This is a genomic window from Streptomyces sp. URMC 124 (assembly GCF_051386455.1).
Classification (GTDB): Bacteria; Actinomycetota; Actinomycetes; order Streptomycetales; family Streptomycetaceae; genus Streptomyces.
The window spans coordinates 26,405-50,957 of sequence record NZ_JBPQTS010000032.1; the positions used below are offsets into that span (position 1 = coordinate 26,405).

The following is a 24,553-nucleotide window of genomic DNA, read 5'->3' on the forward strand; positions in this document are numbered from 1 at the left end:
GGGCCGGTCCGACGGGGGAACAATCGCGGTAGCCGTCGTCCCCGGAAAGGGGTGTGCCATGCCGCCGCTTCGGAGCACCAGGTTGCCGCACGACGCCGTGCACCATCCGCTCTTCGCCCGGTTCTACGCCAGGGTGAGCCCGGTCCTCGACGAGCGGGCGGGCATCGGGGAGCACCGGCGCGAGCTGCTGGCCGGCCTGTCGGGGCGGGTGATCGAGATCGGTGCGGGCAACGGCCTGAACTTCCCGTACTACCCGCCGACGGTCTCGGAGGTCGTGGCGATCGAGCCCGAGCGCGGGCTGCGCAGGATCGCGGTGGAGGCGGCGGTCCGTTCGGGTGTGCCGGTGGACGTGGTGCCGGGTGCGGCCGAGGCGCTGCCGGTGAAGAGCGAGGCGTTCGACGCGGCGGTGACCTCGCTGGTGCTGTGTTCCGTACGGGATGTGCGGCGCGCGCTGGCGGAGCTGCGGCGGGTGCTGCGGCCGGGCGGTGAGCTGCGGTTCTTCGAGCACGGGCGGGCGCAGGGCCGGGCGCTTGCGGTGACGCAGCGGGCGCTGGACCGCACGGTCTGGCCGGTGCTGTTCGGCGGGTGCCACACGGCGCGGGATCCGCTGGGGGCGATCGAGGCGGCGGGGTTCGAGCTGGGGGCGTTCACCCGGCTGCAGGTGCCGCAGAGCCGGGTGCCGACCCCGGCGTCCCCGTGCGTGCTGGGGGTGGCCAGACGGCCGGCGGTCCCGCCGGAGGCGTCCGGCGGTCGCGGGTGACCGCGCGGCGCCCTCGGGGATGACGCTGCCGGCCGGACCCGGACGGCGCTCGTGCGGGTGATCGGGGAACTGCGGTACGGCGTACACTCCCCCGATCACCCGGAGCTCCGTCCGGATCTTTGCTTTGCCCGTCCTTTACCATGGATGGGCAAAGACCCCGTTGCCACGTGAAAGGTGTGAGCGTCCGCCCATGGGCGAGCCTCCCAGTAGTCCCCGCAGTCGACATCGCGCGATCCCCGTCCCTTCGTCCGACCATGGGACGGAGGTGAACCGATGACCGAGGTAGTCCTGCTGGTGGTCGCCCTGCTGCTGACGCTGGCCTGCGCCGTCTTCGTCGCGGCGGAGTTCTCGCTGACCACCGTCGAGCGCGCCGACCTCGAGCGCGCCGCGGAGAAGGGCGAGCGCGGCGCGGCCGGCGCCATCGAGGCCGTGCGCAGCCTCACCTTCCAGCTCTCCGGCGCCCAGCTCGGCATCACCGTGACCGGCCTGATCATCGGCATGATCTCCAAGCCGTCCATCGCGGCGCTGCTCACGGGCCCGATGGAGGCCGTGGGCCTCGGCTCCGCGGCCGCCTCCTCGACCGCCCTGATCCTGGCCACGGTGCTGTCCACCGTCGTGCTGATGGTGGTCGGCGAGCTGGTCCCGAAGAACTGGGCGATCTCGCGCCCGCTGCCGGTGGCGAAGCGGGTCGCGGGGCCGCAGCGCGCGTTCTCCGCCGCCTTCCGCCCGCTGATCCGGCACCTGAACAACACCGCCAACCGCACCCTGCACCGCATGGGCCTGGAGCCCGCCGAGGAGCTGGCCTCCGCGCGCGGCCCGCAGGAGCTCGCCGCGCTGGCCCGGCACTCCGCCAAGGAGGGCGCCCTGGAGGCGGACACCGCCGAGCTGTTCGTGCGGACCCTGAACCTCGCCGAACTGACGGCGGAGAACGTGATGACGCCGCGCGTCCAGGTCACCGCCCTCGACGCCCAGGCCAACGCCGAGGACGTCGCGAACGCGACGCGCGCGACGGGCCTGTCCCGCTTCCCCGTCTACCGCGGCAGCCTGGACACCGTCATCGGCGTCGCGCACATCAAGGACGTCCTGGCCATACCCGCCGACCGCCGCCACCGCCACCCGGTCACCTCGATCCTGCGCGAGCCGCTGCTCGTGCCGGAGTCGCTGACCGTGGACCGGCTCCTGGACCGGCTGTCGGGCAAGCGCACCATGGCCGTCGTCATCGACGAGTACGGCGGCACCGCCGGCGTCGTCACCCTGGAGGACATCGTGGAGGAGGTCGTCGGCGAGGTCCGCGACGAGCACGACCCCCACGAGGTGCCCGACATCGCGCCCGCGGGCACGGACGCGGCCGGCCGGCCGCTGTACGACGCGGACGGCGCGGCCCGCACCGACCAGCTGATGATCATCGGGCTGCGGGCTCCGGACGGCCCCTACGAGACGCTGGCCGGTCTCGTGGCCACCGAGCTCGGCCGCATCCCCCTGCGGGGCGACACCGTGGAGGTCGCGGGCTGGCGCGTCGACGTCGTCGACGCGGCCGGTCACCGCGCCGCCCGCGTGCGCCTGACCGGCCCCCCGGCGGACGCCGCCGGCAGCGGCGCCGGGCTGACCGAGGAGGCCGGCCGATGACCTTCGTGCAGTTGCTCATCGGCCTGGCGACGCTCGTCGTCAACGCCTTCTTCGTGGGTGCGGAGTTCGCCCTGATCTCGGTGCGCCGCAGCCAGATCGAGCCGTACGCCGACCGCGGCGACCGGCGTGCCCGCAGCGTCATGTGGGGCCTGCGGCACATCTCGGCGCTGATGGCCGCGGCCCAGCTCGGCATCACGCTGTGCACGCTGGTCCTGGGTGTGGTCGCCGAGCCCGCGATCGCCCACCTGCTGGAGCCGGTGTTCAACGCGCTCGGCGTGCCGCACGGCCTGATCCACCCCGTGTCGTTCGTCATCGCGCTGGCCGTGGCGACGTACCTGCACATGCTCTTCGGCGAGATGGTGCCCAAGAACATCGCGCTGGCCGAGCCGGTGCGCACCGCCCTGCTGCTCGGCCCGCCGCTGGTCACGCTGGCGCGGGCGCTGCGCCCGTTCGTCTTCGCCATCAACGCCTTCGCCAACGGCCTGCTGAAGCTGCTGCGGGTGGAGCCGAAGGACGAGGTCACGGCGACGTACTCGGACGACCAGCTCGCGCGGATCGTCGCCGATTCCAGCGCGGCCGGCCTGCTCGACTCCCGGGCCACCGAACGGCTGCGGGACGCCCTGGTGCTGGGGAAGCGCCCGGTGAAGGACGTGGTCACTCCCGTCGAGCGGGTGGTCTCGGCGCCGCTCGGCGTCACCCCCGAGGGGCTGGAGCGGCTGTCGGCCGAGTCCGGCTTCTCCCGGTTCCCCGTGGTGGACGCCGCGGGCCGGATCCTGGGCTACCTGCACGTGAAGGACGCCCTGGACGCCCGGCCGCGGGACTTCCCGTTCCCGCTGCAGCGGATGCGCCGCATCGCCACGGTGCGCGCGGTCACGCCGCTGGACGACGTCATCACGACGATGCGCGGCACCGGCACCCACCTCGCGGCCGTGATCGGCGAGGACGGCCGGCTGGCCGGCCTGGTGACGCTGGAGGACCTGTTGCGCGAGCTGGTGGGCCGCCCCGCGCAGTGACGCCGCTGACGGCCCTCGCCCCCGCCGCATCCGCGACCGGGGCGAGGGCCGTCTGCCGTACAGGAGTAGGATCGCCCGCGCCATGCAGATGAATGTCACGTACACCAGCTTTGTCGCGGTCGGGGACTCCTTCACCGAGGGCATGTCCGACGGACTCCCGGACGGCTCCTACCGCGGCTGGGCCGATCTGCTCGCCGCCCGGCTGGCCTCCCGCACCCCCGGCTTCCGCTACGCGAACCTCGCGGTGCGCGGCAAGCTCATCGGCCAGATCGCCGACGAGCAGTCCGCGCCGGCCGCGGCGCTCGGCGCGGACCTGGTCACGCTGGTCGGCGGCCTCAACGACGTGCTGCGGCCCAAGTGCGACGTGGACGTGGTGTGCGCGCGGCTGGCGGAGGCCGCGGACCGGCTCGCGCCGAGCTGCAAGCAGCTGGTGCTGATGCGCAGCCCCGGCCGGCGCGGCCCGGTCCTGGAGCGGTTCCGCCCCCGCATGGAGCAGCTGTTCTCCTTCATCGACGAGCTGGCGGAGCGGCACGGCGCGGTCGTCGTGGACCTCTTCGGCGCCGACGTGCTGGGCGACGCGCGGCTGTGGGCCGACGACCGCCTGCACCTGAACGCCGAGGGCCACCGGCGGGTGGCCGAGGCCGTGTGGCAGGCGCTCGGCCACGAGGCCGACTCCGACTGGCGCGCGGCGCTGCCGCCGTCGGTGCGCGCGGGCTGGGCGGCCCGGCGCGCCGCCGACGCGCGCTTCACCCGCGAGCACCTGGTGCCGTGGATCGGGCGGCGGCTGACGGGCCGCTCGTCCGGGGACGGGCGGGCGGGTGCGCACTTCAGCGCCGAGCTGGGCAGGGCGTTCTGGGTGACGCCGCCGGCGGGCGGTGCGGAGCCCGGCCCGGTGACGGGCTGGGTGCGGGCGGAGGGCTAGTCCGCGGGCCCCGGTTGCGGGGCCCGGGCCCGCCCGTCGTCTCAGTTGCCGATCAGCCGGTGCAGCGAGGCCTTGAACGCGTCGACGAAGGCGTCGCGCACCGGCGGGCCGACGAGGTCGAGCGAGAGGTACGGGTTGAGGTCCTCCAGCTCGACCAGCAGGAGCTCGCCCTCCGGGGTGCGGCAGGCGTCCACGCGCTGGATGCCGTGCTCGATGCCGTTCCAGTCGATGAAGCGCCGGGCGAAGGCCAGGTCCTCGGCGGTGGGCTCGTACGGTTCGAGGACCCAGCGCCGGGCGGGGTCGGGGGCGTGGAGGGCGTACTGGAAGGCGTCGTCGACGAAGTAGAACGAGATCTCGTAGCGGAAGTGGATGCGGGGCTGGACGAGGACGCCGTCGTAGTCGACGCCGGCGAGCTCCTCGCGCGGGACGAAGCGCAGGCCTATGGAGTCGGCGCCGAGCTTCGGCTTGACCACGTACTCGGCGACGTCGGGCAGGCGGCCGGCGTCCTCGGGGCGGTCGGCGGTGGGGATGACGGGGTAGCCCGCCGCGCTGAGGTCGGGCAGGTACTGCTTGCCGGCCATGTCGGCCCTGCCCGTGAGCTGGTTGTAGACGAGCACGCCGTCCTTCTCCGCCCGGCGGGCGAAGTCGTCGTAGGCCTCCTGGTAGTGCAGCACCGGCCCGCTGTTGCGGATGACGACGGCGTCGTGGCCGTCCATGAGCGCGGCGGCGTCGAGCGGGTGGCACAGCGCGACGTCGAAGTCCTCGCGCAGCCGGGAGGAGAGGTAGATGTCCTCGTCGCAGTACCGGCGTCCCTTCGCCGGGTAGGCGAGGTCGGTGACGTAGAGGAGGCGGGACCGGACGGACGACATGGGACTCTCCTGGTGCATTGACGGCCCACGGGCGGTCCGTCCGATGATATCCGTGCAGGTCAGACGGATATCTCCCACCCGGGCCCGGCCGTCCCGGGGGCCGGGTGGCCCCCGGGACGGGGCGACTTCACCGGGTGGCGTCCAGGATGACTCTGGCGACCAGCGCCGGGTCGTCGTTCATGGGGACGTGCCCGCAGCCGGGCAGCCGTATCAGGCGGGCTTCGGGGATGACCTTCTTGGCCCGGATCCCCTGGCGCCGCAGCAGCAGCCGGTCGTGCGCGCCCCAGGCGACGGTGACAGGGACGTCCACGATGTCGTGCGTGAACAGGATGCTGCGGCCGGCCTCCAGCGTGGGTTCGAAGGCGGTGCACTCGCGCAGGGCGCGCGTCTCGGCCATGACCGCGTCCGGCGAACGGCGGCCCGGGCGGGCGTAGATGGTGCCGGTCAGTGCCGCGCGGCCGGCGGCCGTGCGGGCCAGGCGGGCGACGGCCCGCGGGGGCAGCGACTCGGCGCCGCGCCGCATCGCGCGCAGCACGCCGAAGGCGTAGCGGCGCTCGCCCTCGGTCCAGAAGCCCGCGGGCGAGAGCACCGTCGTGGACCGCACGAGCTTCTCGTGGGCGAGCTGCAGGGCCAGCAGGCCGCCGAGCGAGTTGCCCACCACGTGCGGCCGGTCGAGGTCCAGCGCCTCGAAGAGCGCCGCGAGGACGGGGACCACGCCGCGCAGGTCGTAGGTCACGCCGTCCGGCAGGGCCGGGGAGTTGCCGAAGCCCGGCAGGTCGACGGCGATGACGTCGCGCTCGGCGGCGAGGATGCCGGCGACCGGGTCCCACGCCTGCAGGTGGTGGCCGATGCCGTGCAGGAGCACCAGTGGCTCTCCGCTGCCGAGCCGTTCGTAGGACACCTGTGCATTCCGTCGTCCGGCGGGGGTGTCGATGGGGAAGACGACCGTGTCGGCCATGGGTGGCTCCTCGTCATCCTGGGGTGACCGGTGAGGTATTGAGACAGGATGTCAGTAAGGGTTACCGCAGGGTAGACCCTGTGCGAGTCCCGTACGGCCGCGCTCCGAGAGCGAGTTCACATGGACAAGCCCCACCGCGTCCGCTGGGATGGACCGGTGACCGCACCCGACTCCGCGTCCGACGCCGCCCTCGGCTCCTTCGAGGAGCACCGTTCCGTGCTGACCGGCGTGGCCTACCGGATGCTCGGCCGCGTCGCCGACGCCGAGGACGTCGTCCAGGAGGCCTGGCTGCGCTGGTCGGGAGCCGCCCGCGAGGACGTGCGCGACGCCCGCGGGTACCTCGTGCGGATCACCACGCGGCTGGCGATCGACCGGCTGCGCCAGGTGCAGGCGCGGCGCGAGGCGTACGTGGGGCCCTGGCTGCCCGAGCCGATCGCCACCGACTACGGCCCCGCCGTCCCCGACACCGCCGAGCGGGCGGTCCTGGCGGACTCCGTCTCGCTGGCCGTGCTCGTGGTCCTGGAGTCGCTCTCCCCGCTGGAGCGCGCGGTCTTCGTGCTGCGGGAGGCGTTCGGCTTCCCCTTCGGCGAGATCGCCGTGACGCTCGACCGCTCGGAGGCGTCGGTGCGCCAGCTGGCGACCCGCGCGCGCCGTCACGTCGACGAGCGCAGGCCGCGCTTCACCGTGGACCCCGCCGAGCAGCGCGAGCTCACCGAGAAGTTCCTCGCGGCGGCCACCGGCGGCAGCCTCGGGAGCCTGCTGGAGCTGCTCGCGCCCGACGTGCGGCTCGTCGGCGACAGCGGCGGCAAGTCCAAGGCGCCGCTGCGCGTCATCGAGACCGCGGACAAGGTCGGCCGCTTCCTCTACGCGGTGGCGCACCAGCCCCTGCCGGAGGGCGAGGCCCGCTTCATAGAGATCAACGGCCGCCCCGGCCTCCTCGTCCTGTCCCGGGGACGCCCGGACACCGCCCTCAGCCTGGAGGTGGCGGACGGCCGGATCACGACGGTCTACCTGGTGCGCAACCCCGACAAGCTCGCCGCCCTGGCGGGATAGCCGCCCGGCTACAGGCCGCCGGCCACCCGCAGCACCGCTCCGGTGGTGTACGAGGCCTCCGGCGAGAGCAGCCACGCCACCGCCGCCGCCACCTCGTCGGGCTGTCCGGGGCGGCCCATCGGCACGCGGCCGGGGTTGCGCCAGGGCCGCTCCGGGTCGCCCATCGCGGCGTGGATGTCCGTGACGATCATTCCGGGCTGTACGGAGTTGACGCGGATGCCCTCCTCGGCGAGCTCCTTGGACAGGCCGACGGTCATCGCGTCGACGGCGGCCTTGCTCGCCGCGTAGTGCACGTACTCCCCCGGGCTGCCGAGGGTGGCCGCGCCGGAGGAGATGTTCACGATCGCGCCGCCGCGGCCGCCGTGGCGGGTGGACATCTCCAGGGCGGCCCGCCGGGCGCAGATCAGAGCGCCCGTCACGTTGACGTCGACGACCCGTCGCATCCGCTCCACCGGCGTCTCGGTGAACCGGCCGAGCAGGCCCGTGACGCCCGCGTTGTTCACCAGGCCGGTGACCGGGCCCAGTTCCGCGCGCACGGTCTCGAAGAGGGTGTCCACGGCACTCTCCACGCTGGTGTCGACCTGGACGGCCACGCACCGGGCGCCCTCGGCGCGCACCGCGCGGGCCGTCTCCTCGGCGGCGCCGGCCGCCCGTTCGTAGCCGATGCCGACGCTGTGGCCGGCGCGCGCCAGCCGCACCGCGACGGCCGCGCCGATCCCCCGGCTGCCTCCCGTGACCACCGTGACCTGGTCCATCGCCCCTCCGTTCGCTCGCCCGGGCCCGTACGAACGTTCGCCGGGGCCCGCGAAGGCCGACCGTAGTCGAAGGGCTCGAAGCGATCGCGTACCGGGCCGTTAATCGGGGCATTGGTCTTGACCAAGTCCGGGCACCGTCCTATGGTCGCCATACTGCAACAACCTTTAATAAAGAAGCGCGCAAAATGCTTTGCGGAGGATCAGGGTGGGGACCACGCAGCTCGAAACGGTGCCGGAGCCGAAGTACTGGCACCTGAAGACCGTGCTCAGCGAGGCGCTCGACTCCGAGTTCGCGGTGGGTGAGATCCTGCCGAACGAGCGGGAGCTCGCCGCCCGGTTCGGCGTCGCACGCGCCACGCTCCGGCAGGCACTCGAACAACTGGAGCTCGAAGGGCGGCTGCAGCGCCGCCGCGGCGTCGGCACCACCGTCGCCCCGCCCCGCGTGGGCGTGGCCGTCGGTGACGCGGACGACGCCTGGCCCGGGGCCGCCACGGATTCCTGGCAGGCCGTCGACTGCCAGGAGACGGCCCCGCCCGCGGCCGTCGCCCGGCTGCTGGGCACGGCCGCCGGCCAGAGCGTGCACACCGTGCGCCGGATCCGCCGCACGCACGGCCAGCCCGTGGCCGCCGAGCTGCTGTACGTGCCGGGGTCGTCCGTCCCCGGCCTCGCCGCGATCGACACCGCGTCGGGCGCCGCGCGTGCCCGCACCGTCCTGCGCGAGCTGCAGCGTCTGGGCCTGGAGGGCCAGGACCGCGCCGTCGAGCTGGGGTCGGCCCGCGCCGAGGACGCCAAGCAGCTCGACCGGCTGCCCGGTGCTCCCGTCCTCCTCGTCACCACGCGCTACTTCGCCGAGGGCGCCACGGCGGCCGTGGCCGTCGCCACCTACCGCGCGGACACCTGCCGGCTCACGTTCGGCGAGAGCGGAGTGCAGCTCCTGGCCGCGGGCTGAGCGCGTGCGCCCGGCGGTCCCGGTGGGACCGCGCGGCGGCTCGGCCCGGGGCCCGGGCGGGGCGTCCCCACCTCCCCGCTCACGGACCCGCTCACCGCCGCGCGGTGACCGTGCTCTCCACCGCGAACAGCTGCTTCTCCACGTGGTCCAGGGCCAGGCGCAGCGCGCCCGTGGCCACCGCGGCCTCGCCCAGCATCGACTGCACCACCTGCGGCGGCCGCAGGCAGTAGCGGGCGAGCTCCTTGCGCAGCGGCTCCAGCACGCCGCTGAGCCCCGCCGCCCAGCCGCCGACGACGACCAGCTCGGGATCCAGGGCCAGCACCAGCGCGGCCACGTCGTGCACGAGCCTGCGCATGAAGCGCTCGACGGCCGCCGCGGCCTGCTCGTCGCCCTCGCGCGCCAGCGCGAAAACGCGGGCCACCTGGGCCTCGTCCAGCGGGTGCAGCGGCTCCCCCGTCGTGGACAGCACCTCTTCGGGGGTGGCCTCGCGGCCGAGGAGGTGCAGGGCCCCGATCTCGCCGGCCGCGCCGCCGAAGCCCCGGTGCAGCCGCCCGCCGATCAGCGAACCGGCCCCGGGGCTGAGCCCGGCCAGGACGAAGACGACGTCGTCCGAGCCGGTGGCGGCGCCCTTCCAGTGCTCGGCGACCGCGGCGGCGTTGGCGTCGTTCTCCACGAGGACCGGGCAGCGGAACGAGCGGCGCAGCCGCTCGCCGAGCGGCAGGCCGGTCCAGCCCGGCAGCGCCGTGCCCAGCCGGACGGTGCCGTCGGCCTCCACGATGCCCGGGCTGGCCACGCCGACGGCCCGCAGCCCGCTGCGCGGGACGCCCGAGCGCGCGAGGAGATCGGCGACGGCGTCCTTCACCCGGTCCAGCCGTTCGTCCGCCGGGGCGGTCTCGGGCACGTCCATGGACGCCGAGCCCATGACGCGGCCGCTCAGGTCGGACATCAGGGCGGCGATCCGGTGCGGGCCGATCTCGATGCCCAGCAGGTGGCCCGCCTCCACCCGGAAGCGGAAACGGCGCGCGGGGCGGCCCTGGCGGCGCGCCTCGCCCTCGCCGGCGGGCGCCTCGACGACCAGGCCGGACTCCATCAGGCCCTCGACCACGCCCTCCACGGTCGGCCGGGACAGGCCGGTGACCTTGACCAGGTCGGTGAGGGTGGGCGCGGTGGACAGCGGGGACGCGGAGGAGACGGCCGTGCGGAGCGCGTGCAGGACCACGGCCGAATTGATCCGCCGGAGCAGGGACGGGTCCCCGCCGGTGAGCCGCCCCAACGTTGCCGCCTCCTCGCTTTTGCGCAGCCTTTGCTTACTGGCCGGATCGTATCGGGTGCGGTGACCGGCGGCGAGCCTCGGGACTCACCCGGGTGTGACGAACCCCGACTCGTAGGGGGCGATCACCGCCTGGGTGCGGTCGTGTGCTCCCAGCTTCGCCAGCACCGCGCTGACGTGCGTCTTCACCGTCTCGGAGCCGAGCAGCAAGGTGGCCGCGATCTCGGCGTCGGACAGGCCGCGGGCCATCTGGCGCAGCACTTCGGCCTCGCGCGCGGTCAGGGCCGCCTTCTCCACTCGGCGGGCGCGGCGCGCTTGAGGAGGAAGCCGTCGGCTCCGGCGCGCAGCGCGTCGCCGACGTACTCGTCGTTCTCGAAGGTGGTCACGACCAGGACCTTGGGCGGCGGCTGCACCGTGCGCAGGACGGCCCGGGTGGCCTCGATGCCGGCCGGCAGCGGCATCCGTACGTCCATCGCAACGACGTCCGGCCGCAACTGACGCCCCATCGGCACCACGGCGGCACCGTCCGCGGCCTCGCCCGTCACCTCGATGTCGGACTGTGCTTCGAGGATGGCGCGCAGGCCGGCGCGGACCAGGGGTTCGTCGTCGACGAGCAGAACAGATAGGGGCACCGGGTCACCCCAGGCGCTCAGCGGGAGCAGGGCCCGCACCCGCCACGTGCCCTCGTGCACCCCTGTCCGGGCCTGGCCGCCGAGCAGGGCGGCGCGCTCGCGAATGCCCCGCAGGCCGCTACCCGTGCCGCTGACGGTGCTGCCCGCGGACTCGGGAAGGGGGTTGCGGATGTCCAGCTCCAGGGCGTCCGCACGGTGGTCCCTGCACCGCCGCGACGCGTGACCCCTCCGGTCAGACCGGCTCGCCGTCGGCCGCTGCCCGCAGCCGGGCGAACTCCTCGGCCATCTTCGGCAGCGGCCAGTGGGCGTTGAGTCCACTGGGGTTGGGCAGGGCCCAGATGCGGGTGGCGCCTATCGTCCGCTCCTGCGGGCCGATCTTCGCGTGCTTGTCGCCGAACGCGACGCGGTAGGCGGTGACCCCCACGACCGCGAGCCAGCGCGGCCGGAGCAGCTCGACCTTCTCGGTCAGGATGCGGCCGCCTTCGACGTACTCGGCGGTGCTCAGCTCGTCCGCGCGGGCCGAGGCCCGGGCGACGACGTTGGTGATGCCGAGCCCGTAGGAGAGCAGTTCCTCCTGCTCGGCGGGGCGCAGCTGCCGCGGGGTGAAGCCGGAGGCGTGCAGGACGGGCCAGAAGCGGTTGCCCGGGCGGGCGAAGTGGTGCCCGGTGGCGGCCGACATCAGGCCGGGGTTGATCCCGCAGAAGAGGACGCGGAGGCCGTCCGCGACCACGTCGGGGACGAGGCGGTCGCGGGCGGCCTCCAGCTGCTCGGGTGTCAGAGGATCGCCCCCGGCGCGTACGCCGCGGCCTCCGGGTGGCGCTTGGCGATCTCCTCGATGCGGGAGACCACGAGGGCGGCCTGGTCGGCCGCGGCGCCGGTGAAGGACAGCTTGTCGGCCATCAGGGCGTCGAGGCCGGCCCGGTCCAGGGGGATGCGCTCGTCGGCGGCGAGCTTGTCGAGAAGCTCGTTGCGCTCGGCGCCCTGCTCGCGCATGGCGAGCGCGGAGGCGACCGCGTGCTCCTTGATCGCCTCGTGCGCGACCTCGCGGCCGACGCCGGCGCGCACGGCGGCCATGAGCACCTTGGTGGTGGCGAGGAAGGGCAGGTAGCGGTCCAGCTCGCGGGCGACGACGGCGGGGAAGGCGCCGAACTCGTCGAGCACCGTCAGGAAGGTCTCCATCAGGCCGTCGAGCGCGAAGAACGCGTCGGGCAGGGCCACGCGGCGCACCACGGAGCAGGAGACGTCGCCCTCGTTCCACTGGTCGCCCGCGAGCTCGCCGGCCATGGAGGCGTAGCCGCGCAGGATGACCATGAGGCCGTTGACGCGCTCGCAGGAGCGGGTGTTCATCTTGTGCGGCATCGCGGAGGAGCCGACCTGGCCGGGCTTGAAGCCCTCGGTGACCAGCTCGTGGCCGGCCATCAGGCGGATGGTCTTGGCGAGCGAGGACGGCGCGGCGGCCAGCTGCACCAGGGAGGTGACGACCTCGTAGTCCAGCGAGCGCGGGTAGACCTGGCCGACGGAGGTGAAGGCCTGGGCGAAGCCGAGGTGGTGGGCGATGCGCCGCTCCAGCTCGTCCAGCTTGACGGCGTCGCCGCCGAGGAGGTCGAGCATGTCCTGTGCGGTGCCGACGGGGCCCTTGATGCCGCGCAGCGGGTAGCGGCCGAGGAGCTCTTCCAGGCGGGCGAAGGCGACGAGCAGCTCGTCGGCGCCGGTGGCGAAGCGCTTGCCGAGGGTGGTGGCCTGGGCGGCGACGTTGTGCGAACGGCCGGCCATGACCAGCTCGGCGTTCTCCGCGGCGAGCTTGCCGAGGCGGGCGAGGACGGCCACGGACCGGTCCCGGACGAGCTCCAGGGACAGCCGGATCTGCAGCTGCTCGACGTTCTCGGTGAGGTCCCGGGACGTCATGCCCTTGTGGATGTGCTCGTGGCCGGCGAGGGCGTTGAACTCCTCGATGCGGGCCTTGACGTCGTGGCGGGTGACCTTCTCGCGCTCGGCGATGGAGGCGAGGTCGACCTGGTCGAGCACCCGCTCGTAGTCGGCGAGGGCGGCGTCGGGCACCTCGATCCCCAGGTCCTTCTGCGCGCGCAGGACGGCGAGCCACAGCCGCCGCTCCAGCGTCACCTTGTACTCGGGGGACCACAGGACGGCCAGCTCGGCGGAGGCGTAGCGGCCGGCCAGGACATTGGGGATGCGGGGCTTCACAGACACGCTGCCGAGTCTACTGTCGGTTGCTGCAGACTCCGGCACGGGGCTCGTTCGTAGCTTGCTACGAGAGGGGCTCCGGGCCGTGCCCGCCGCCACCTGGGGCGGGCGTTCCCGATCCTACGGGGGTCTCAGCGGGGGGCCTCGGCCGCGCCGCCCTCGCGGATGCGGGCGAGCACCTGCTCGTGGAGGGCGGCCAGGCCCGCCGCGGGGAGCGGCACCGGGCTGCCGGTGAGCGTGTACCACTCCTCGGCGCCGGTGTACTGGACGTCGATCCGGGCCCGCTCGCCGGGCAGGGCGGTGGTGGCGACGGTCAGGTCGCCCGTAATGACGCCGACGTCGTCGGTCATCGCTCCGCCCGGCCCGGCGGTCACCTGGTCCACGAGGGGGCCGCCCGGCCCACCGCCGCCGGTCACCGGCTGCTGCTCATCGGTCGCATGTGTCCAGCATGGCAGCAAGGGTGTCCTGCTCGCTCTGCGTCACGCTGAGTCCGTACAGACGCTTGATGTGGGTCCAGGACCGGGAGTACGAGCACCAGTACGAGTTCAGCGGCGGCCGCCACTGGTCCGGGCTCTGGTCGCCCTTGGAGCGGTTGGAGGCGGCGGACACGGCGATGAGCTGGGGGTTGACCAGGTCGTTGGCGAACTGCTTGCGGCGGTCGGTGCTCCAGGAGTCGGCGCCGGAACGCCAGGCGTTGGCGAGGGGCACCATGTGGTCGATGTCGAGCTGCTTCGCGGCCGTGAAGTCCTTGCCGTCGTAGGCGCTGTGCCACTGGCCGGAGGCCGCGCGGCACTGGTCGTCGGTCGTGACGTCCCGGCCGTCGCGGGAGAGGACGACCTCGCGGGTGTCACAGGTGCCCATCTGCTTGATCCAGTGCGGAAACTTCGCGCGGCTGTACCCGGCCATGGAGTGCGGCGCCTCGACGGTCAGGTCGGCCAGCTCCACCCGGGCGGTGGAGGCCGGCGGCGGCTCCGGCAGGTCGTGCGGCGCCGGCGGCGGTGCGGCCGCGGCGGGCAGGACGGCGGGGGCAAAAACGGCGGACAGGCACAGGGCTGCGGCAGTGGCGGCGCGGCGCCACCGGTTTCGTGGGATCACAGATCAAGGGATACCGGCTGCTAACCCTCTATACGGGACATATAGCCCGGACGGTGTCGTGCCGACGTGGCCCGTTGACGCCGTTGTTCACGGCACGTTCCCCCGTCCGGCACCTCGCCCCGGTAGGAACGTCGCAAGCGATCACCGAGCACGGCGCGCAGCCGCCGGCACAGGAGGAGTTCCCATGGCGCAGGGGTCCGGTCACGCAGTCGGCAGACGCGCGGTGCTGCGGGGGGCGGCGGGCGCCGCCGCCGCGGCCGCGGTGACCCCGGCCGTGGGCGCGGCTCCGGCGCTGGCCCTGGCGGGACGGCCGCAGGCGCGGTGGGGCGTGCAGACCGGCGACGTGACGGCCTCCTCGGGCCTGGTGTGGGTGCGGTCCGACCGCCGCGCCCGGATGATCGTGGAGACCTCGGCCACGGAGTCCTTCCGCTCCGTGCACCGCCGGATCGGCCCGCTGATCGGGCCCGGCACGGACTTCACCGGCAGGACGGCGCTGCACGGCCTGCCGCCCGGCGAGCAGATCCACTACCGCGTCCTGCTGGCCGACCCCGACGACCCCCGCCGCACCGGCCGCCCGGTGCACGGCACCTTCCGCACCGCGCCCGCCCGCCGCTCGGACGTGCGCTTCCTGTGGTCGGGCGACCTGGCCGGGCAGGGATGGGGCATCAATCCCGACCGCGGCGGCTACCGCATCTACGAGCACATGCGCCGCCTGGAACCGGACTTCTTCCTGTGCAGCGGCGACACCATCTACGCCGACGGGCCCATCGCACCGTCCGTGACGCTCGCGGACGGCAGCACCTGGCGGAACGTCACGACCGAGGAGAAGTCGAAGGTCGCCGAGACGCTGGCCGAGTTCCGCGGCGCGTTCCGCTACAACCTGCTCGACAGGAGTACGTTCAACCACGGTTCTTCGAACCGCAGGTCAGAACGGATGACCCCGGCGGCGCTACCAACGCCCCGGGGCCCGACACCAGGAGCTGACACTCCCAGTGCACATTCATCGTACGCCTCACACCCGGGACTTCGTCATAGTCCCGAACTCTGCCGCACGTAACCGCTCGCTCTCCTTCACGGCTCGCGGCATCCTTCAGCACCTCCTCAGCCTCCCCGATGGGGCCAAGGAAGACGTTCGTACCCTGGCCGACCGAAACCCGGTTGTGGGCCGCAAAGGCGTCAAAGACGCCGTGGACGAACTGATCTCCGCCGGGTACTACGTGCGCCGGACCTACCGTGACGACGCCGGCCGGGTCCGCACCGAAACGCACGTCTACGACATCCCGCAGACGGACACCTCCCCGGTTCCCGCCCCGCCGGGAACCGGCACCCCGGCCCCTGGCAGCGCGGGAACGCTCCCTACGGGAGTAAAGGATCATGTCTCTAAGGACCTGAAAAAAGATCCCTCCCTCCCCTCCGTCCCCAAGGTGACAACCCCAGCAACTTCCGTCGCCGGGGAGGGGAATCCGCGACAAGATCCCCATCGGGAACCTTCGACGTTTGGCGAAGCCGCCCGCGTCCTGGCCCGCCTGAAGGCCGTAGACGCCCGCCTCCAGCTCTCCCAGCGACAGATCCAGACCTTGGTCCCGCTCGCCTCCCAGTGGCTCCAGAACGGCGCCTCCGCCATGGAGATCACGGACGCCGTGGTCCAGCAGCTCCCCGGCAAGATCTACGCCCCGGCCAAGCTGGTGGCTGACCGGCTGACCCGGAAGCTTCCCGCCCCACGCCGGGCCTGGAAGCACTTCGATGCCGCGTGCCGCGACTGCAGGCGTCCTTTTGGGGGCGCCGCTCCTGAGTCCGGCCAGTGCGCGGAATGCCGTGGTGACGTGCTCCCTGCGGATCTCCAGACCCTGGTCCCGGCTCAGCCGGATCCCTTCGTCACCGGTATGGCCGCCTCGATTCGGTCCGCGCTGAGCGCCGCCCGGTCCGCCGTCGCCACTGCCTGACGGCACCCTCCCCAGACGTCGCGCCGCCCGCTTCAGGAGATCCCTGTGTCTGCCATTGCTCAGCCCCTGCCCTGGTACGCCCGCCCCGCCGCCTTCACGGTCCTGGGTTCCGCCTTGGTCATGTCCGCTCCCGGCGAATACGGCCTGGCCACCTTGGCCGGGTGGTCCCCGTGGGTCGCGTGGCTGATGCCGGTGTGCGTCAGCGTGTACGCCGCTGTGGCTGCCCTGTTCGTGGACTCGGCTCCCAAGGGTGCCCGGGGGCGCGGAACCGCCATCCTGGGGGCCGCCGGCGCCTTGGCCATGGCCCTGGCTGCCCAGGTGACCGCCCACTGGATTGCCGCCGGGTACCTGGGGTCCTCCATGGCCCTGGTGGGGGCCGTTTCGGCCGTCCCGCCGGTCGTGGTGGCTCACGTGCTGCACATGGTCACCCGGGCAACGCCGGAGACCAGGGCAATGGCCGGGGAGCTGGCCAAGTGGGCCGTGGGCCTTCCCGCCCAGGAGGCCGCCATGGAGGAGCCGGAGGCCGCCGCGGATTCCACCCCGGACGTCCAGAAGCCGGAGGCCGCGCCGCTCCCGCCAGCCAAGCTGAAGCTGGTCCCCGGCGCTCCCCGTCAGACGGATGCGGACCCCCTCCCCGGCCTGGACGAACTGGACCAGGACCAGGACCAGGACCAGGACCAGGAGGAGAACGACGACGAGGAGCAGGACGTGACTCCGGCCAAGTCGGCCCGCTCCGTGGAGGAGATCCGGGAGGCCGTGGCCAAGCTGATGGCGGACGGTAAGCCGGTCACCGGAACGACGTACGGCCGCCTGGTGGGCGTGTCCGCCCGGACTGGCCGCCGGGACTTGAAGCTCCTGGCGGCCTAGCACAGCCTCTGCCCCTCCTCAGACGACGGGGAGGGACGGAGGCCATACCGGCCAGGTTGCCGAGCCAAAGGCATTCGCAAGCCGATGCGATGCTTAAACCATTAGAACGAAAAGCAAGACAAGACCCCTACTTGCCCACAGAACCGGGTGATTCTGCTGTAACAGGGCAGCACCGGCGAAAGGGTGAAGAGTGGTCTTCAGGCGACTTGGCGCGATCTTGGGCGCAATTACACTCACGCTGCTGACAACCCCAGGCGACGCCCACGCTGCGGGCATCGCCTGTGGGGGGAACGCGACGACAGGCCCGGTGGTCATCAACGGCTGCATCAGCGCCCAGCGACAGTGGATTGAGCTCGCCCCCTATCGAGACGTAAGCGCTCACATCAACATCCGCAATACGGGCACGCGAGGAGTTACCGTCTCCTACGAGGCGTACCACCGTCTCCCTGAGATGCCGGCCAACACCCCGCAGGGGAAGTGGACCAAGATCGGAAACAGCCAAACATACGTAGCGGCCGGAACGAGCGCCGGGCCCATTGAAGTGGGCAGCAGGTCCAGCGTATGCGCAGGCAGCAAGATTCAGATCCGAGTGCATGCCAAGGCTGAAGGCTCCGCGTGGAGCGGCTGGTCGTACGCCGTTACCGGCCAGTGCCAGACCTGATAACTAGGCTGCACCAGAACTGGCAGGGTGGTCGCCCTCCTGCGTGGCCGCGTCCTCCACGGCCGTGGCCACGGTGTCCGCCGCCACGGTGTCCACGGTGGCCGGGGCGGTCACCTCCGCTGTGACCGTGACCGGCTCGGCCGTTGGCTCTTCGGTATCCACGGCCGTGACCGTGACCGTGGCCGGGTCCTCCGGGGTGGCCGTGGCCGGGTCCTCCACGGTCATCACCATGTCCACGGTGCGGGTGGCCGCCTTGTCCGGGGTGGCCACAAGGCTGGCCGCGCGGACCAGGCCGGGCGGGAGCTTGACCGTGGCGGAGACGACCAGGGTGTCCCCGGCCATGACCGCCTCGGCGGTCGTTCCGGGAGCTGTCCGCTTCTCCACGTCGGCCACGATCGGGATGGCCCAGTCCGGGAGCACTCTGTCCACCCCGGGGACCTTCTCCACCAGATCGTGGAGTGGCCGCTTCTTCTTGCTCTTCGCCTTCTCCGTGGCCGTGGCCGTTGGGCTGGGCGTGGCCGGTGTCGGGGAGACGTCCGGCCGCTCGGTCGCGGCCAGGCCGCCCTTCTCCGTGGCCGGGCCGCTGGGCCTGGCCGACTGGTCGCCTTGTCCCGTGGCCATGGGCATGGGCTTGTCCGCTCCTGGCACCCGGCCGCCGGCCGCGCCGTGCTGGCCGGGCCGCGTGTCCGCTGTCGTGGCCGGGCGGACGCTGGACGCGGGCTCGCGCTGCGTGGAGCACCCGGCCAGGGCTATGCATGCGGCCAGTGCGGACATGACGGGTATGGCCCGGGACATGGCGGTGTCCCCTTCGCGTCGAAGCGGAATCAACGCGTCCGACCCTCTCATGCACGCCACATCGATTACTAGGGGGGTCGACCCGCGCGGGTTCAACAGGCACGGAAGGCCCCGCCCGCACGCCTCTGGAGGAGACATTCGAGCGGGGCCGTCTCCCCTCACCGCTTGCGCGGCACCCCGGTGGGGCGGACGGACGGGGCGGCGACTCGTCAGCCGTCGCGGGCGCTACCCGTCGGGGGGCTCGGAGCCCCGCCCATGCGCCACGGGGGGGGGTGCACACGGACGGGGCCGCTTGCGGGGACCGTCAGACGGTCCAGGCGTTCGCCGGGTCGTCCAGCCAGGCCGCTTGTCCTTCCGGTCCGACAGTGAGACCGAACCGGTGCTGCTGCGGTTTGCCCTGACGGACCCACCACCCGTAGGCGCTCTCCACCTCTTCCCACAGTCGACGGGGGCCGCCCTGCCACACCTTGGCCGGGGCGCCGTCACGGAACATCACGCACGCCCAGGAGGACGTGGGTTCTCCGGAGCCGTAGAACCACACGGGGCGCTGGCCGTCTCGCTTGTCCGCGACGGCCTGGACGCAGTTGCGGACTCGCAGGCCCAGGGCGAAGTTCAGGGCGGTGTACCGGCCAGTGATGAACTCCGACTCCGGTACGTCCGTCGTAGATACCTGCGCGCTCTCCATCGCGTCCTTGGGGACGTAATCGTCGTGACGCACGGGTGAGCGCTGTGCGCGCAGCTTCATGAACTCCACGGGACGGGTGAAGTGGCCGGAGGCCCGGCCGTTCTTCGCCACCAGGCGGACCACGGCGTCCGCGTTGCTGAACGGCGTGCCCCAGGGTGCCACGATGATGCCGCCCGGCCGGGTCTGGCGGACCAGGGCGCCGGGGCTTTGCCGGAGTCCCGCTGTGACCAGGATGCGGTCATAGGGGGCGTTGGGAGGGTAGCCCTGGGCACCGTCGCCCACGTACACGTCTGGATAGAGCCCTGCCGCGCACAGCCGTTCGCGGGCCTGGCGGGAGATCGTGCCGTCCACGTCGATGGTGGTGACTCGCCCGCGCCCGCGCCACGCGCCGTGTCCTCGGTTTCGGGCACAGCGGTGATAGAGGGCGCCGGCGGTCTCGCCGGTACCGGTCCCCACGTCCAGCACCTCCATGCCCTCCTCCACCGCCAGGTCCTGGAACAAGCGGTAATTCACGGAGGGGCCGGACGAAGAACTGGTGGGCGTACGTCCGGGGCGGGTACCGATGTGCTCGCCGTCGTCCCATTGGGTAACGATGGGCTCGTCGCGGTCCACGGCGGCGTACCAGGCATCCGGGTCGGCGGCCTGGTCGACGGCGTGGCTCTCCCGGGTTTCCATCGTCCACGGCCAGATGACGGGCGGGAGGAACGCGGCGCGGTCGACCGCTTCGAAGGTGGGCGCCCAGTCGGGGGACATGTGCTTGTTGTCGATGAGGAACCGCCCCAGCTCCTTTCGGCCGGGGCGGTCCACACGTGCGGAGTTGAGCATCACTTGCGGTGGTCCCCGTCTCCTTCAGGGGTGGATCCGTCGGGCGACGGCGGGTCGGACGGGGGCGTCCAGGGCGTCCCGGGGTGGCCGTCGCCCTCGTCTTCTGACTTGCCGCGCCCGCCATCCATGGCGGTCACGAACCGGATACTGGTCACGATGAACTCCTCTCGCGTTGGCGTCGGGTTCTTGCGCCTGTCCCGTCCAGGCTGTCCGGTCTACCGGACGGGACAGGGGTCTGTGGGGTGGTTGTGGAAGCCGGGGAGGCGTCTTCCAGCCACGTGGGGCATGGGGGGTAGTGCGGTCCGGGGAGGTAGACCACACCGGATTTCACGTCCAGCGCTCCGCCGTACGCCGTCCACCATCCTTGGGGGCTCCCTTCGTATGGGGTGCCGGCAAAGGAGTCTGCGATGGGCTCTGGAATCACCCGAGTCCTCGTCGGCGGGCCTCGTGCAACTTGGCCAGGGCGTCGAGCTGACGGGCTTCTCCGGACGTCGCGCGGCGGATCTTGCGGAAATAGCGACGCCACGGTGTCATCCCGGTGGGCCGTTCCAATTCGACCTGGAACCCGTCCACGGCCTTGACCCGGCACACCATGTCGTACACCGGGTCGAACACCACTAGGCCCGGCGTGATCTCGTCCGGGGAGTCGAAGTCCCGGTCACCCTTTCTGCGGATGGATCTGTGGGGCTTCGCTCTCACTCGTGTACCTCTCTATGGGGATGTCTGGCGATCTCCCCGTTGCACGCCGTGATAGTGAGGAGCCGTCCCATGGCTCGCGCGGTCTCCCGCATGCGGGCCTTGGCCAGGCAAATGCGGCAGCCGTCCACGGGTACGGGTTCAAGTCGCGGAACGGCTGGCGCGGGTGCTGCCGTGGTCTTGGTAGTGGTCACAGGTGCCGCCTCAATCCCTCTTCGACTTCGCGGAGGATGGCCGGGGTGGGCCGCATGTACGGGCCGCGCGGGACCCAGCGCGGCAGGGGCACCCGGTTGGAGAAGGACACCGTGGGCGACGGCAGGCGGAGGAAGTCGCGGCGGGAGACCGCCGCGTCCAGTTCCGTCATGTCGTTGGGCCTGGTGCGCTTCGGTAAGCGGCCGGCCAGGGCGTCAACCCGGCGCCCCACCGTGGTCCCGCGTCGAGAGAGCGACGCGGCGGCGTCTACCGCCGGACGCCGTCCCGCTGTGTTGCCCATCTGTACCGCCCCCATCACGAGTTCCCGTGGGTTGTTCGGCCTGTGCACTACGCAACCGCTCGAACACGCCCGGCGGTACCGTGTGCGCAACGCGAGGATTTGAAACCGTTGAAAGTTCTTGGCGCTACGGGGAGTTGTCCAATGGCCAAACGTGAACCGAACGTCTGCCTGGGCCGCCTTCTGGATGAAACAGGCTGGTCACAGAGCCAGTTCGCCACGGCCGTGAATCGGACGGGAACCGAACAGGGCACGCCTCTGAAGTACGACGCCTCCGCCGTGAATCACTGGCTTGGCGGCACCATCCCCAGGGGGAAGGTCCGCCCTCTCATCCTGGAAGCGCTGTCCCGCAAGCTGGGACGCCCTATCAGTCATGCGGACGCTGGACTTCCGGCAACCGGTGAGCTGTTGCAGGGGCCCGCAAGTACCGTTGAGGAGTTGCTGGAGCTAGGGAGGGAAGACATGGACCCAAGCCACCCGTCCCGCCGTGGCGTCCTTGGTGCTGGCCTCTTCTCCGTCGCGGTCACCATCCCAGACTGGCCCGAAGTTGTTGGGCGGATGGAAGCTGTGCAGACCGGCCAGTCCCGCCGCATCGGTCATGCGGAGGTTGCCACCGTGATTGCTATGACGGAACGCGTCAGCGAACTGGATGATCAGTTCGGTGGACGCACCGCTCGCCCCATGGCTGCCGCCTTTTTGGTCAACACCGTGGCCGCTCACCTCCGTGCGGACGCCTCGGAGGAGGTGCGCAAGGCCCTGTGGTCGGCAACCTCCGACCTCCTGTACCTCACGGGCTATATGGCGGTGGACGAAGGTCTGCATGGTCTCGCCCAGCGGTATTACCTCAAGGCGTTGGAGCTGGCAGGCGCCGCAGAAGACCATCTGACGTACTGCACCACCTTGCGCGGAATGAGCGTTCAGGCCGTCGACCTGGGGCACACACGCCGGGCCATCCGTTTGGCGAACGCTGCCTCTGCGGCCTCCCCGGCCGCCGGCCCCCGGATGCGGGCCTTTCTTGCTGGGCAGCAGGCCCATGCCTACGCCGCCGACGGCGCCCGGTCTCAAGCTCTCCAGCACATCCGGGAGGCAGAGGTGGCCATGGAGAAGGCGGAATCTCGGGCCAAGGCGTTTGGGAGCTACGACCCGTCTTCGCTCGCCTACCACGTGGCCCAGGTGGAATATGGCCTCGGCGACCTGGCCGGTTCCGTCAGGAACATGACGCTGTCCTCTGATTTGCGTCACGTCGTGTACCGCCGGACGCGCGTCCGGTATGACGCCATGCTGGCGGAACGCCAACTCGAACTTGGCCACCTGGAGGCCGCTTGCGCCACCTGGGAACGCGTGCTGGACGACTACCCTCTGGTGCAGTCTGGGCGCGCTGACGACCGTGTGGCCACCATGAAGTCCCTCCTGCGTCCCCACCTCCGCAACCGGACAGCCAAGGCACTGTACGAGCGAGCCCAGAGCGTGAGCCTTCCGCCGGTAGCCGCTTAATAGGCACTGGTCCGCCGCACGCGGTCAGGGCTTACGCGCACTGGCCCATGATCGTAAGGTGCCGATCACGACAGTGAACAACAGCATCGGCCCCGACCGGTGCCCGCTATGCGAAAGGCCCCGCCAGCGTGATGCCGGCGGGGCCTTGGTGTAGCTCAGTAGGGGAATCGCTCCCGGAGGATGCGGAGTTCGCGCTGGCGGTAATGGGCCGCCACGGCCTTGCCGTGGTCCGTCAGGTATAGGCGGGGGCCCATGCCAGGGCCCGGCTTCTCTACCTTCAGCACCAGGCCCTTGCGGATGAGAGCTCGCTCGGTGGCCGGACCGCAAAGGACTGTGGCCACTCCGCGGATTTCATGGGCCAGGGCTTCCACCAGGACGTCTTCCTGGACTGGCGTGATCCTCACTGGCCTGCCTCCTCGGCACCCAGGGGGAGGTAGATGCGGACTGGCCTCTCCGAGTAGTAGCGGGGGCCGTCCTCCGTGGCGACGTGCCAGAACCCGGACGACTCTCCGAATGCGTGCCAGGTGGGGTCAGCCGTGATGGTCACTGCGTAGAGGCTGTGGTCCGGGCCGCCGGTGATCTCGTCGAAGCCGGGGCATTCCACCAGCTCCATGCCCGCCTGGACGTCGGTGAGCGGCATTTGCTCTACGTCCCGGTAGTTGATTGCTCCGCGCATGGCCGCTCCTCCCCGTTGCGGGTCCGTCCCGCTTGGTGTGCCCTCACACTACGAACATGAACCCGCGCGAGTCAACAGTCGGAACATGAATGAGGCCCCGGTCTGGCGGGCATGCCAGGCCGGGGCCGGATGTGTTCCGTCTCTCCTACTCCGCCAGGTAACGCGCCAGCTTCAGGACGTCGTCCAGGCTGGCCGCTGGGCCCGCCAGCTCCCGCGCGTCCAGGAAACGCTCCTCCGGCGACAGCTCCACGTTGTCCGTGAAGTCGACCACGGCAGGCGGGCGGAACAGGTCCGCCAAGGCCGCCTTGCCGCACTCCGCGCGGGACGCGCACAGCGGGTCGCACCCCTCGTCGGTCTCGGGGCACGGCTCCGACGGGGCCCCGGTGTCCATCGTCTCTCTCATGGCCTCCGCCTCCCCTTCGAGCGCGTCCGACACGTCGTCTCCTTCCACGGTGAGGCTGGCCAGGGTGATGGCCCGTGCCAGGACGCGGGCCGCTTCCGGTCTGAGGTAGGCGGCCGTGCACATCCCCGGAACCAGGGGCGTCTCACCCTCCTCAGTGGCTATCTCCACGTAGCCGTCCGGGTCGGCGCGGACCGTCAGCTCCGTGTCCGGGTCGTAGTCGCAAGCGAACTTCTCCACTATCAGTTCCACACCTTCCGCGCGTATGTCGTCCGTGCCCCGAGCGTCTTTCTCTCTTCGGCTCTGGCCTGGTCCTCCAGCCACCCGGCCAGGGCCCGCGCGTCCTCCGGCCGCATGGTGACCCGGTCACCCGGTACTGCCAGGCTGATGACGCCCAGCTCCCGCTCCGTCGTCCACGCCCTGGCCCTGCCCGTCACCCCGTCCACTTCCGCCCGGACCTCGCGCGTCTGCTTGAACCCCATGTCCTGCTCCTCCAGTTGATTGGTCGTGCTACCGCCGGCATGGCCACCGCGGATTCAGTCGGCCATGTCCCACGGGTCCAGCTCCGCGTCCTCCCCGTCCGCGTCCGCCTCCAGGTCGCGGCCCAGGTCGAGCATGGAAGCGCCGGCCAGGGTGGCGTCCTCCAGGGTCATGAAGCGCATACGCATGGGGGCTCTCCTCCGGATAGGGCCCAACAGGCCAAGGTGTGGGTGTACTTGCTGGCGTTGCAGGAGCGGCAGGCCGCCACGAGATTGGCGGCGACGTCGCGGCCCCCGCGTGCGAGCGGGAGCACGTGGTCCAGCTCCTCCGCCGGGCCGTCGCAGTACGCGCACCCGCCCCAGCGGGCCAGGATTTCGGCGCGGTCGTACGGCTCCGGGCGGGGTGGTCGTGCGGCCACCCGGGGGGCCGGGCGGGAT

General features: G+C 71.9%; 28 protein-coding genes and 2 pseudogenes. 10 read left to right on the top strand and 20 right to left on the bottom strand.

Going from position 1 to position 24,553, the window contains the following annotated elements:
* The first annotated feature begins 58 nt into the window (after window positions 1–58).
* From ACSNOG_RS09580 to ACSNOG_RS09595, 4 genes are all read left to right on the top strand, one after another.
* Window positions 59–760, top strand: coding sequence for a class I SAM-dependent methyltransferase (locus ACSNOG_RS09580; protein WP_436752144.1), 702 nt, complete (start codon window positions 59–61; stop codon window positions 758–760).
* A gap of 273 nt (window positions 761–1,033) precedes the next feature.
* Window positions 1,034–2,386 (top strand): hemolysin family protein, encoded by a 1,353-nt coding sequence (locus tag ACSNOG_RS09585; RefSeq protein ID WP_436752145.1) that lies wholly within the window; start codon window positions 1,034–1,036, stop codon window positions 2,384–2,386.
* On the top strand, window positions 2,383–3,399 hold the full coding sequence (locus ACSNOG_RS09590) for a hemolysin family protein (protein WP_436752146.1): 1,017 nt from the start codon (window positions 2,383–2,385) through the stop codon (window positions 3,397–3,399). Before ACSNOG_RS09585 ends, ACSNOG_RS09590 begins: the two co-directional genes overlap by 4 nt.
* Window positions 3,400–3,481: 82 nt before the next feature.
* Entirely contained in the window at window positions 3,482–4,321 is an 840-nt protein-coding gene (locus tag ACSNOG_RS09595) for an SGNH/GDSL hydrolase family protein (RefSeq protein ID WP_436752147.1), read from the top strand.
* 41 nt (window positions 4,322–4,362) lie between these two features.
* Here ACSNOG_RS09595 and ACSNOG_RS09600 read toward each other — a convergent pair whose 3' ends face one another.
* Together ACSNOG_RS09600 and ACSNOG_RS09605 are read right to left on the bottom strand one after the other, a co-directional pair.
* Complete coding sequence (locus tag ACSNOG_RS09600; protein WP_436752148.1) at window positions 4,363–5,190, bottom strand: hypothetical protein; 828 nt, start codon at window positions 5,188–5,190, stop codon at window positions 4,363–4,365.
* Between the two features lie 127 nt (window positions 5,191–5,317).
* A complete protein-coding gene (locus ACSNOG_RS09605; RefSeq protein ID WP_436752149.1) occupies window positions 5,318–6,148 on the bottom strand; it encodes an alpha/beta fold hydrolase in 831 nt (276 codons plus the stop codon).
* A gap of 120 nt (window positions 6,149–6,268) precedes the next feature.
* On the opposite strand from ACSNOG_RS09605, the gene ACSNOG_RS09610 reads away from it, so the two are divergent.
* Complete coding sequence (locus ACSNOG_RS09610; protein ID WP_436752150.1) at window positions 6,269–7,201, top strand: RNA polymerase sigma-70 factor; 933 nt, start codon at window positions 6,269–6,271, stop codon at window positions 7,199–7,201.
* An 8-nt stretch (window positions 7,202–7,209) separates the two neighbouring features.
* Here the strand turns inward: ACSNOG_RS09610 and ACSNOG_RS09615 are convergent, their stop codons facing one another.
* On the bottom strand, window positions 7,210–7,956 hold the full coding sequence (locus ACSNOG_RS09615) for an SDR family oxidoreductase (RefSeq protein ID WP_436752151.1): 747 nt from the start codon (window positions 7,954–7,956) through the stop codon (window positions 7,210–7,212).
* Window positions 7,957–8,161: 205 nt separating this feature from the next.
* Between ACSNOG_RS09615 and ACSNOG_RS09620 the strand changes: the two genes are divergently transcribed.
* Window positions 8,162–8,905, top strand: a complete 744-nt coding sequence (locus ACSNOG_RS09620; RefSeq protein WP_436752152.1) for a GntR family transcriptional regulator — start codon at window positions 8,162–8,164, stop codon at window positions 8,903–8,905.
* A gap of 91 nt (window positions 8,906–8,996) precedes the next feature.
* Here ACSNOG_RS09620 and ACSNOG_RS09625 read toward each other — a convergent pair whose 3' ends face one another.
* The 6 genes and pseudogenes from ACSNOG_RS09625 to ACSNOG_RS09650 all read right to left on the bottom strand — a co-directional run bounded on the left by ACSNOG_RS09625 (window position 8,997) and on the right by ACSNOG_RS09650 (window position 14,104).
* The gene (locus ACSNOG_RS09625; RefSeq protein WP_436752153.1) at window positions 8,997–10,178 is read right to left on the bottom strand and encodes an ROK family protein; all 1,182 of its coding nucleotides are present in this window, start codon (window positions 10,176–10,178) and stop codon (window positions 8,997–8,999) included.
* Between the two features lie 84 nt (window positions 10,179–10,262).
* Window positions 10,263–10,807, bottom strand: a pseudogene (locus tag ACSNOG_RS09630) (response regulator transcription factor).
* Window positions 10,808–11,039: 232 nt separating this feature from the next.
* Window positions 11,040–11,585 carry a G/U mismatch-specific DNA glycosylase gene (mug, locus tag ACSNOG_RS09635; protein ID WP_436752169.1) on the bottom strand — a complete coding sequence of 182 codons (546 nt, stop codon included), beginning with the start codon at window positions 11,583–11,585 and terminating at the stop codon, window positions 11,040–11,042.
* On the bottom strand, window positions 11,582–13,015 hold the full coding sequence (gene purB, locus ACSNOG_RS09640) for an adenylosuccinate lyase (protein ID WP_436752154.1): 1,434 nt from the start codon (window positions 13,013–13,015) through the stop codon (window positions 11,582–11,584). The genes mug and purB overlap by 4 nt, the downstream gene beginning before the upstream one ends.
* Before the next feature lie 125 nt (window positions 13,016–13,140).
* Window positions 13,141–13,359, bottom strand: a complete 219-nt coding sequence (locus ACSNOG_RS09645) for a hypothetical protein (protein ID WP_436752170.1) — start codon at window positions 13,357–13,359, stop codon at window positions 13,141–13,143.
* Window positions 13,360–13,435: 76 nt separating this feature from the next.
* A complete protein-coding gene (locus ACSNOG_RS09650) occupies window positions 13,436–14,104 on the bottom strand; it encodes an HNH endonuclease family protein (RefSeq protein WP_436752155.1) in 669 nt (222 codons plus the stop codon).
* A gap of 184 nt (window positions 14,105–14,288) precedes the next feature.
* Here ACSNOG_RS09650 and ACSNOG_RS09655 point away from each other — a divergent pair.
* From ACSNOG_RS09655 to ACSNOG_RS09665, 3 genes and pseudogenes are all read left to right on the top strand, one after another.
* A pseudogene (locus tag ACSNOG_RS09655) lies at window positions 14,289–14,999 on the top strand (alkaline phosphatase D family protein); the annotation flags it as partial.
* 292 nt (window positions 15,000–15,291) lie between these two features.
* Window positions 15,292–16,047 carry a hypothetical protein gene (locus tag ACSNOG_RS09660; RefSeq protein ID WP_436752156.1) on the top strand — a complete coding sequence of 252 codons (756 nt, stop codon included), beginning with the start codon at window positions 15,292–15,294 and terminating at the stop codon, window positions 16,045–16,047.
* Between the two features lie 45 nt (window positions 16,048–16,092).
* Window positions 16,093–16,914: a hypothetical protein gene (locus tag ACSNOG_RS09665; RefSeq protein WP_436752157.1), complete on the top strand. Its 822-nt coding sequence runs from the start codon at window positions 16,093–16,095 to the stop codon at window positions 16,912–16,914.
* A 664-nt stretch (window positions 16,915–17,578) separates the two neighbouring features.
* Here the strand turns inward: ACSNOG_RS09665 and ACSNOG_RS09670 are convergent.
* From ACSNOG_RS09670 to ACSNOG_RS09690, 5 genes are all read right to left on the bottom strand, one after another.
* Window positions 17,579–18,370, bottom strand: a complete 792-nt coding sequence (locus ACSNOG_RS09670) for a hypothetical protein (protein ID WP_436752158.1) — start codon at window positions 18,368–18,370, stop codon at window positions 17,579–17,581.
* A 304-nt stretch (window positions 18,371–18,674) separates the two neighbouring features.
* On the bottom strand, window positions 18,675–19,880 hold the full coding sequence (locus tag ACSNOG_RS09675) for a protein-L-isoaspartate(D-aspartate) O-methyltransferase (protein WP_436752159.1): 1,206 nt from the start codon (window positions 19,878–19,880) through the stop codon (window positions 18,675–18,677).
* On the bottom strand, window positions 19,880–20,035 hold the full coding sequence (locus ACSNOG_RS09680; protein ID WP_436752160.1) for a hypothetical protein: 156 nt from the start codon (window positions 20,033–20,035) through the stop codon (window positions 19,880–19,882). Before ACSNOG_RS09680 ends, ACSNOG_RS09675 begins: the two co-directional genes overlap by 1 nt.
* Before the next feature lie 265 nt (window positions 20,036–20,300).
* Window positions 20,301–20,579 carry a hypothetical protein gene (locus ACSNOG_RS09685; RefSeq protein ID WP_436752161.1) on the bottom strand — a complete coding sequence of 93 codons (279 nt, stop codon included), beginning with the start codon at window positions 20,577–20,579 and terminating at the stop codon, window positions 20,301–20,303.
* A 187-nt stretch (window positions 20,580–20,766) separates the two neighbouring features.
* Window positions 20,767–20,940 (bottom strand): hypothetical protein, encoded by a 174-nt coding sequence (locus ACSNOG_RS09690; RefSeq protein WP_436752162.1) that lies wholly within the window; start codon window positions 20,938–20,940, stop codon window positions 20,767–20,769.
* 270 nt (window positions 20,941–21,210) lie between these two features.
* Here ACSNOG_RS09690 and ACSNOG_RS09695 point away from each other — a divergent pair, with 270 nt between their 5' ends.
* Complete coding sequence (locus ACSNOG_RS09695) at window positions 21,211–22,560, top strand: tetratricopeptide repeat protein (RefSeq protein ID WP_436752163.1); 1,350 nt, start codon at window positions 21,211–21,213, stop codon at window positions 22,558–22,560.
* Window positions 22,561–22,715: 155 nt separating this feature from the next.
* Here ACSNOG_RS09695 and ACSNOG_RS09700 read toward each other — a convergent pair whose 3' ends face one another.
* From ACSNOG_RS09700 to ACSNOG_RS09725, 6 genes are all read right to left on the bottom strand, one after another.
* Window positions 22,716–22,964, bottom strand: coding sequence for a hypothetical protein (locus tag ACSNOG_RS09700; protein WP_436752164.1), 249 nt, complete (start codon window positions 22,962–22,964; stop codon window positions 22,716–22,718).
* Window positions 22,961–23,236: a hypothetical protein gene (locus tag ACSNOG_RS09705; protein ID WP_436752165.1), complete on the bottom strand. Its 276-nt coding sequence runs from the start codon at window positions 23,234–23,236 to the stop codon at window positions 22,961–22,963. The genes ACSNOG_RS09700 and ACSNOG_RS09705 overlap by 4 nt, the downstream gene beginning before the upstream one ends.
* A 145-nt stretch (window positions 23,237–23,381) precedes the next feature.
* The gene (locus ACSNOG_RS09710; RefSeq protein WP_436752166.1) at window positions 23,382–23,876 is read right to left on the bottom strand and encodes a hypothetical protein; all 495 of its coding nucleotides are present in this window, start codon (window positions 23,874–23,876) and stop codon (window positions 23,382–23,384) included.
* 2 nt (window positions 23,877–23,878) lie between these two features.
* Complete coding sequence (locus tag ACSNOG_RS09715) at window positions 23,879–24,118, bottom strand: hypothetical protein (protein WP_436752167.1); 240 nt, start codon at window positions 24,116–24,118, stop codon at window positions 23,879–23,881.
* Window positions 24,119–24,172: 54 nt separating this feature from the next.
* The gene (locus ACSNOG_RS09720) at window positions 24,173–24,304 is read right to left on the bottom strand and encodes a hypothetical protein (RefSeq protein ID WP_436752168.1); all 132 of its coding nucleotides are present in this window, start codon (window positions 24,302–24,304) and stop codon (window positions 24,173–24,175) included.
* Window positions 24,286–24,534, bottom strand: coding sequence for an HNH endonuclease (locus ACSNOG_RS09725; protein ID WP_436752171.1), 249 nt, complete (start codon window positions 24,532–24,534; stop codon window positions 24,286–24,288). The genes ACSNOG_RS09720 and ACSNOG_RS09725 overlap by 19 nt, the downstream gene beginning before the upstream one ends.
* Between the last annotated feature and the right edge of the window lie 19 nt (window positions 24,535–24,553).

Coding starts and splice junctions, on each gene's coding strand:
- ACSNOG_RS09580 (WP_436752144.1), top strand. CDS start 59: ATGCCGCCGCTTCGGAGCACCAGGTTGCCGCACGACGCCGTGCACCAT.
- ACSNOG_RS09585 (WP_436752145.1), top strand. CDS start 1,034: ATGACCGAGGTAGTCCTGCTGGTGGTCGCCCTGCTGCTGACGCTGGCC.
- ACSNOG_RS09590 (WP_436752146.1), top strand. CDS start 2,383: ATGACCTTCGTGCAGTTGCTCATCGGCCTGGCGACGCTCGTCGTCAAC.
- ACSNOG_RS09595 (WP_436752147.1), top strand. CDS start 3,482: ATGCAGATGAATGTCACGTACACCAGCTTTGTCGCGGTCGGGGACTCC.
- ACSNOG_RS09600 (WP_436752148.1), bottom strand. CDS start 5,190: ATGTCGTCCGTCCGGTCCCGCCTCCTCTACGTCACCGACCTCGCCTAC.
- ACSNOG_RS09605 (WP_436752149.1), bottom strand. CDS start 6,148: ATGGCCGACACGGTCGTCTTCCCCATCGACACCCCCGCCGGACGACGG.
- ACSNOG_RS09610 (WP_436752150.1), top strand. CDS start 6,269: ATGGACAAGCCCCACCGCGTCCGCTGGGATGGACCGGTGACCGCACCC.
- ACSNOG_RS09615 (WP_436752151.1), bottom strand. CDS start 7,956: ATGGACCAGGTCACGGTGGTCACGGGAGGCAGCCGGGGGATCGGCGCG.
- ACSNOG_RS09645 (WP_436752170.1), bottom strand. CDS start 13,359: ATGACCGACGACGTCGGCGTCATTACGGGCGACCTGACCGTCGCCACC.
- ACSNOG_RS09670 (WP_436752158.1), bottom strand. CDS start 18,370: ATGTCCCGGGCCATACCCGTCATGTCCGCACTGGCCGCATGCATAGCC.
- ACSNOG_RS09675 (WP_436752159.1), bottom strand. CDS start 19,880: ATGCTCAACTCCGCACGTGTGGACCGCCCCGGCCGAAAGGAGCTGGGG.
- ACSNOG_RS09690 (WP_436752162.1), bottom strand. CDS start 20,940: ATGACGGAACTGGACGCGGCGGTCTCCCGCCGCGACTTCCTCCGCCTG.
- ACSNOG_RS09695 (WP_436752163.1), top strand. CDS start 21,211: ATGGCCAAACGTGAACCGAACGTCTGCCTGGGCCGCCTTCTGGATGAA.
- ACSNOG_RS09705 (WP_436752165.1), bottom strand. CDS start 23,236: ATGCGCGGAGCAATCAACTACCGGGACGTAGAGCAAATGCCGCTCACC.
- ACSNOG_RS09715 (WP_436752167.1), bottom strand. CDS start 24,118: ATGGGGTTCAAGCAGACGCGCGAGGTCCGGGCGGAAGTGGACGGGGTG.
- ACSNOG_RS09720 (WP_436752168.1), bottom strand. CDS start 24,304: ATGCGTATGCGCTTCATGACCCTGGAGGACGCCACCCTGGCCGGCGCT.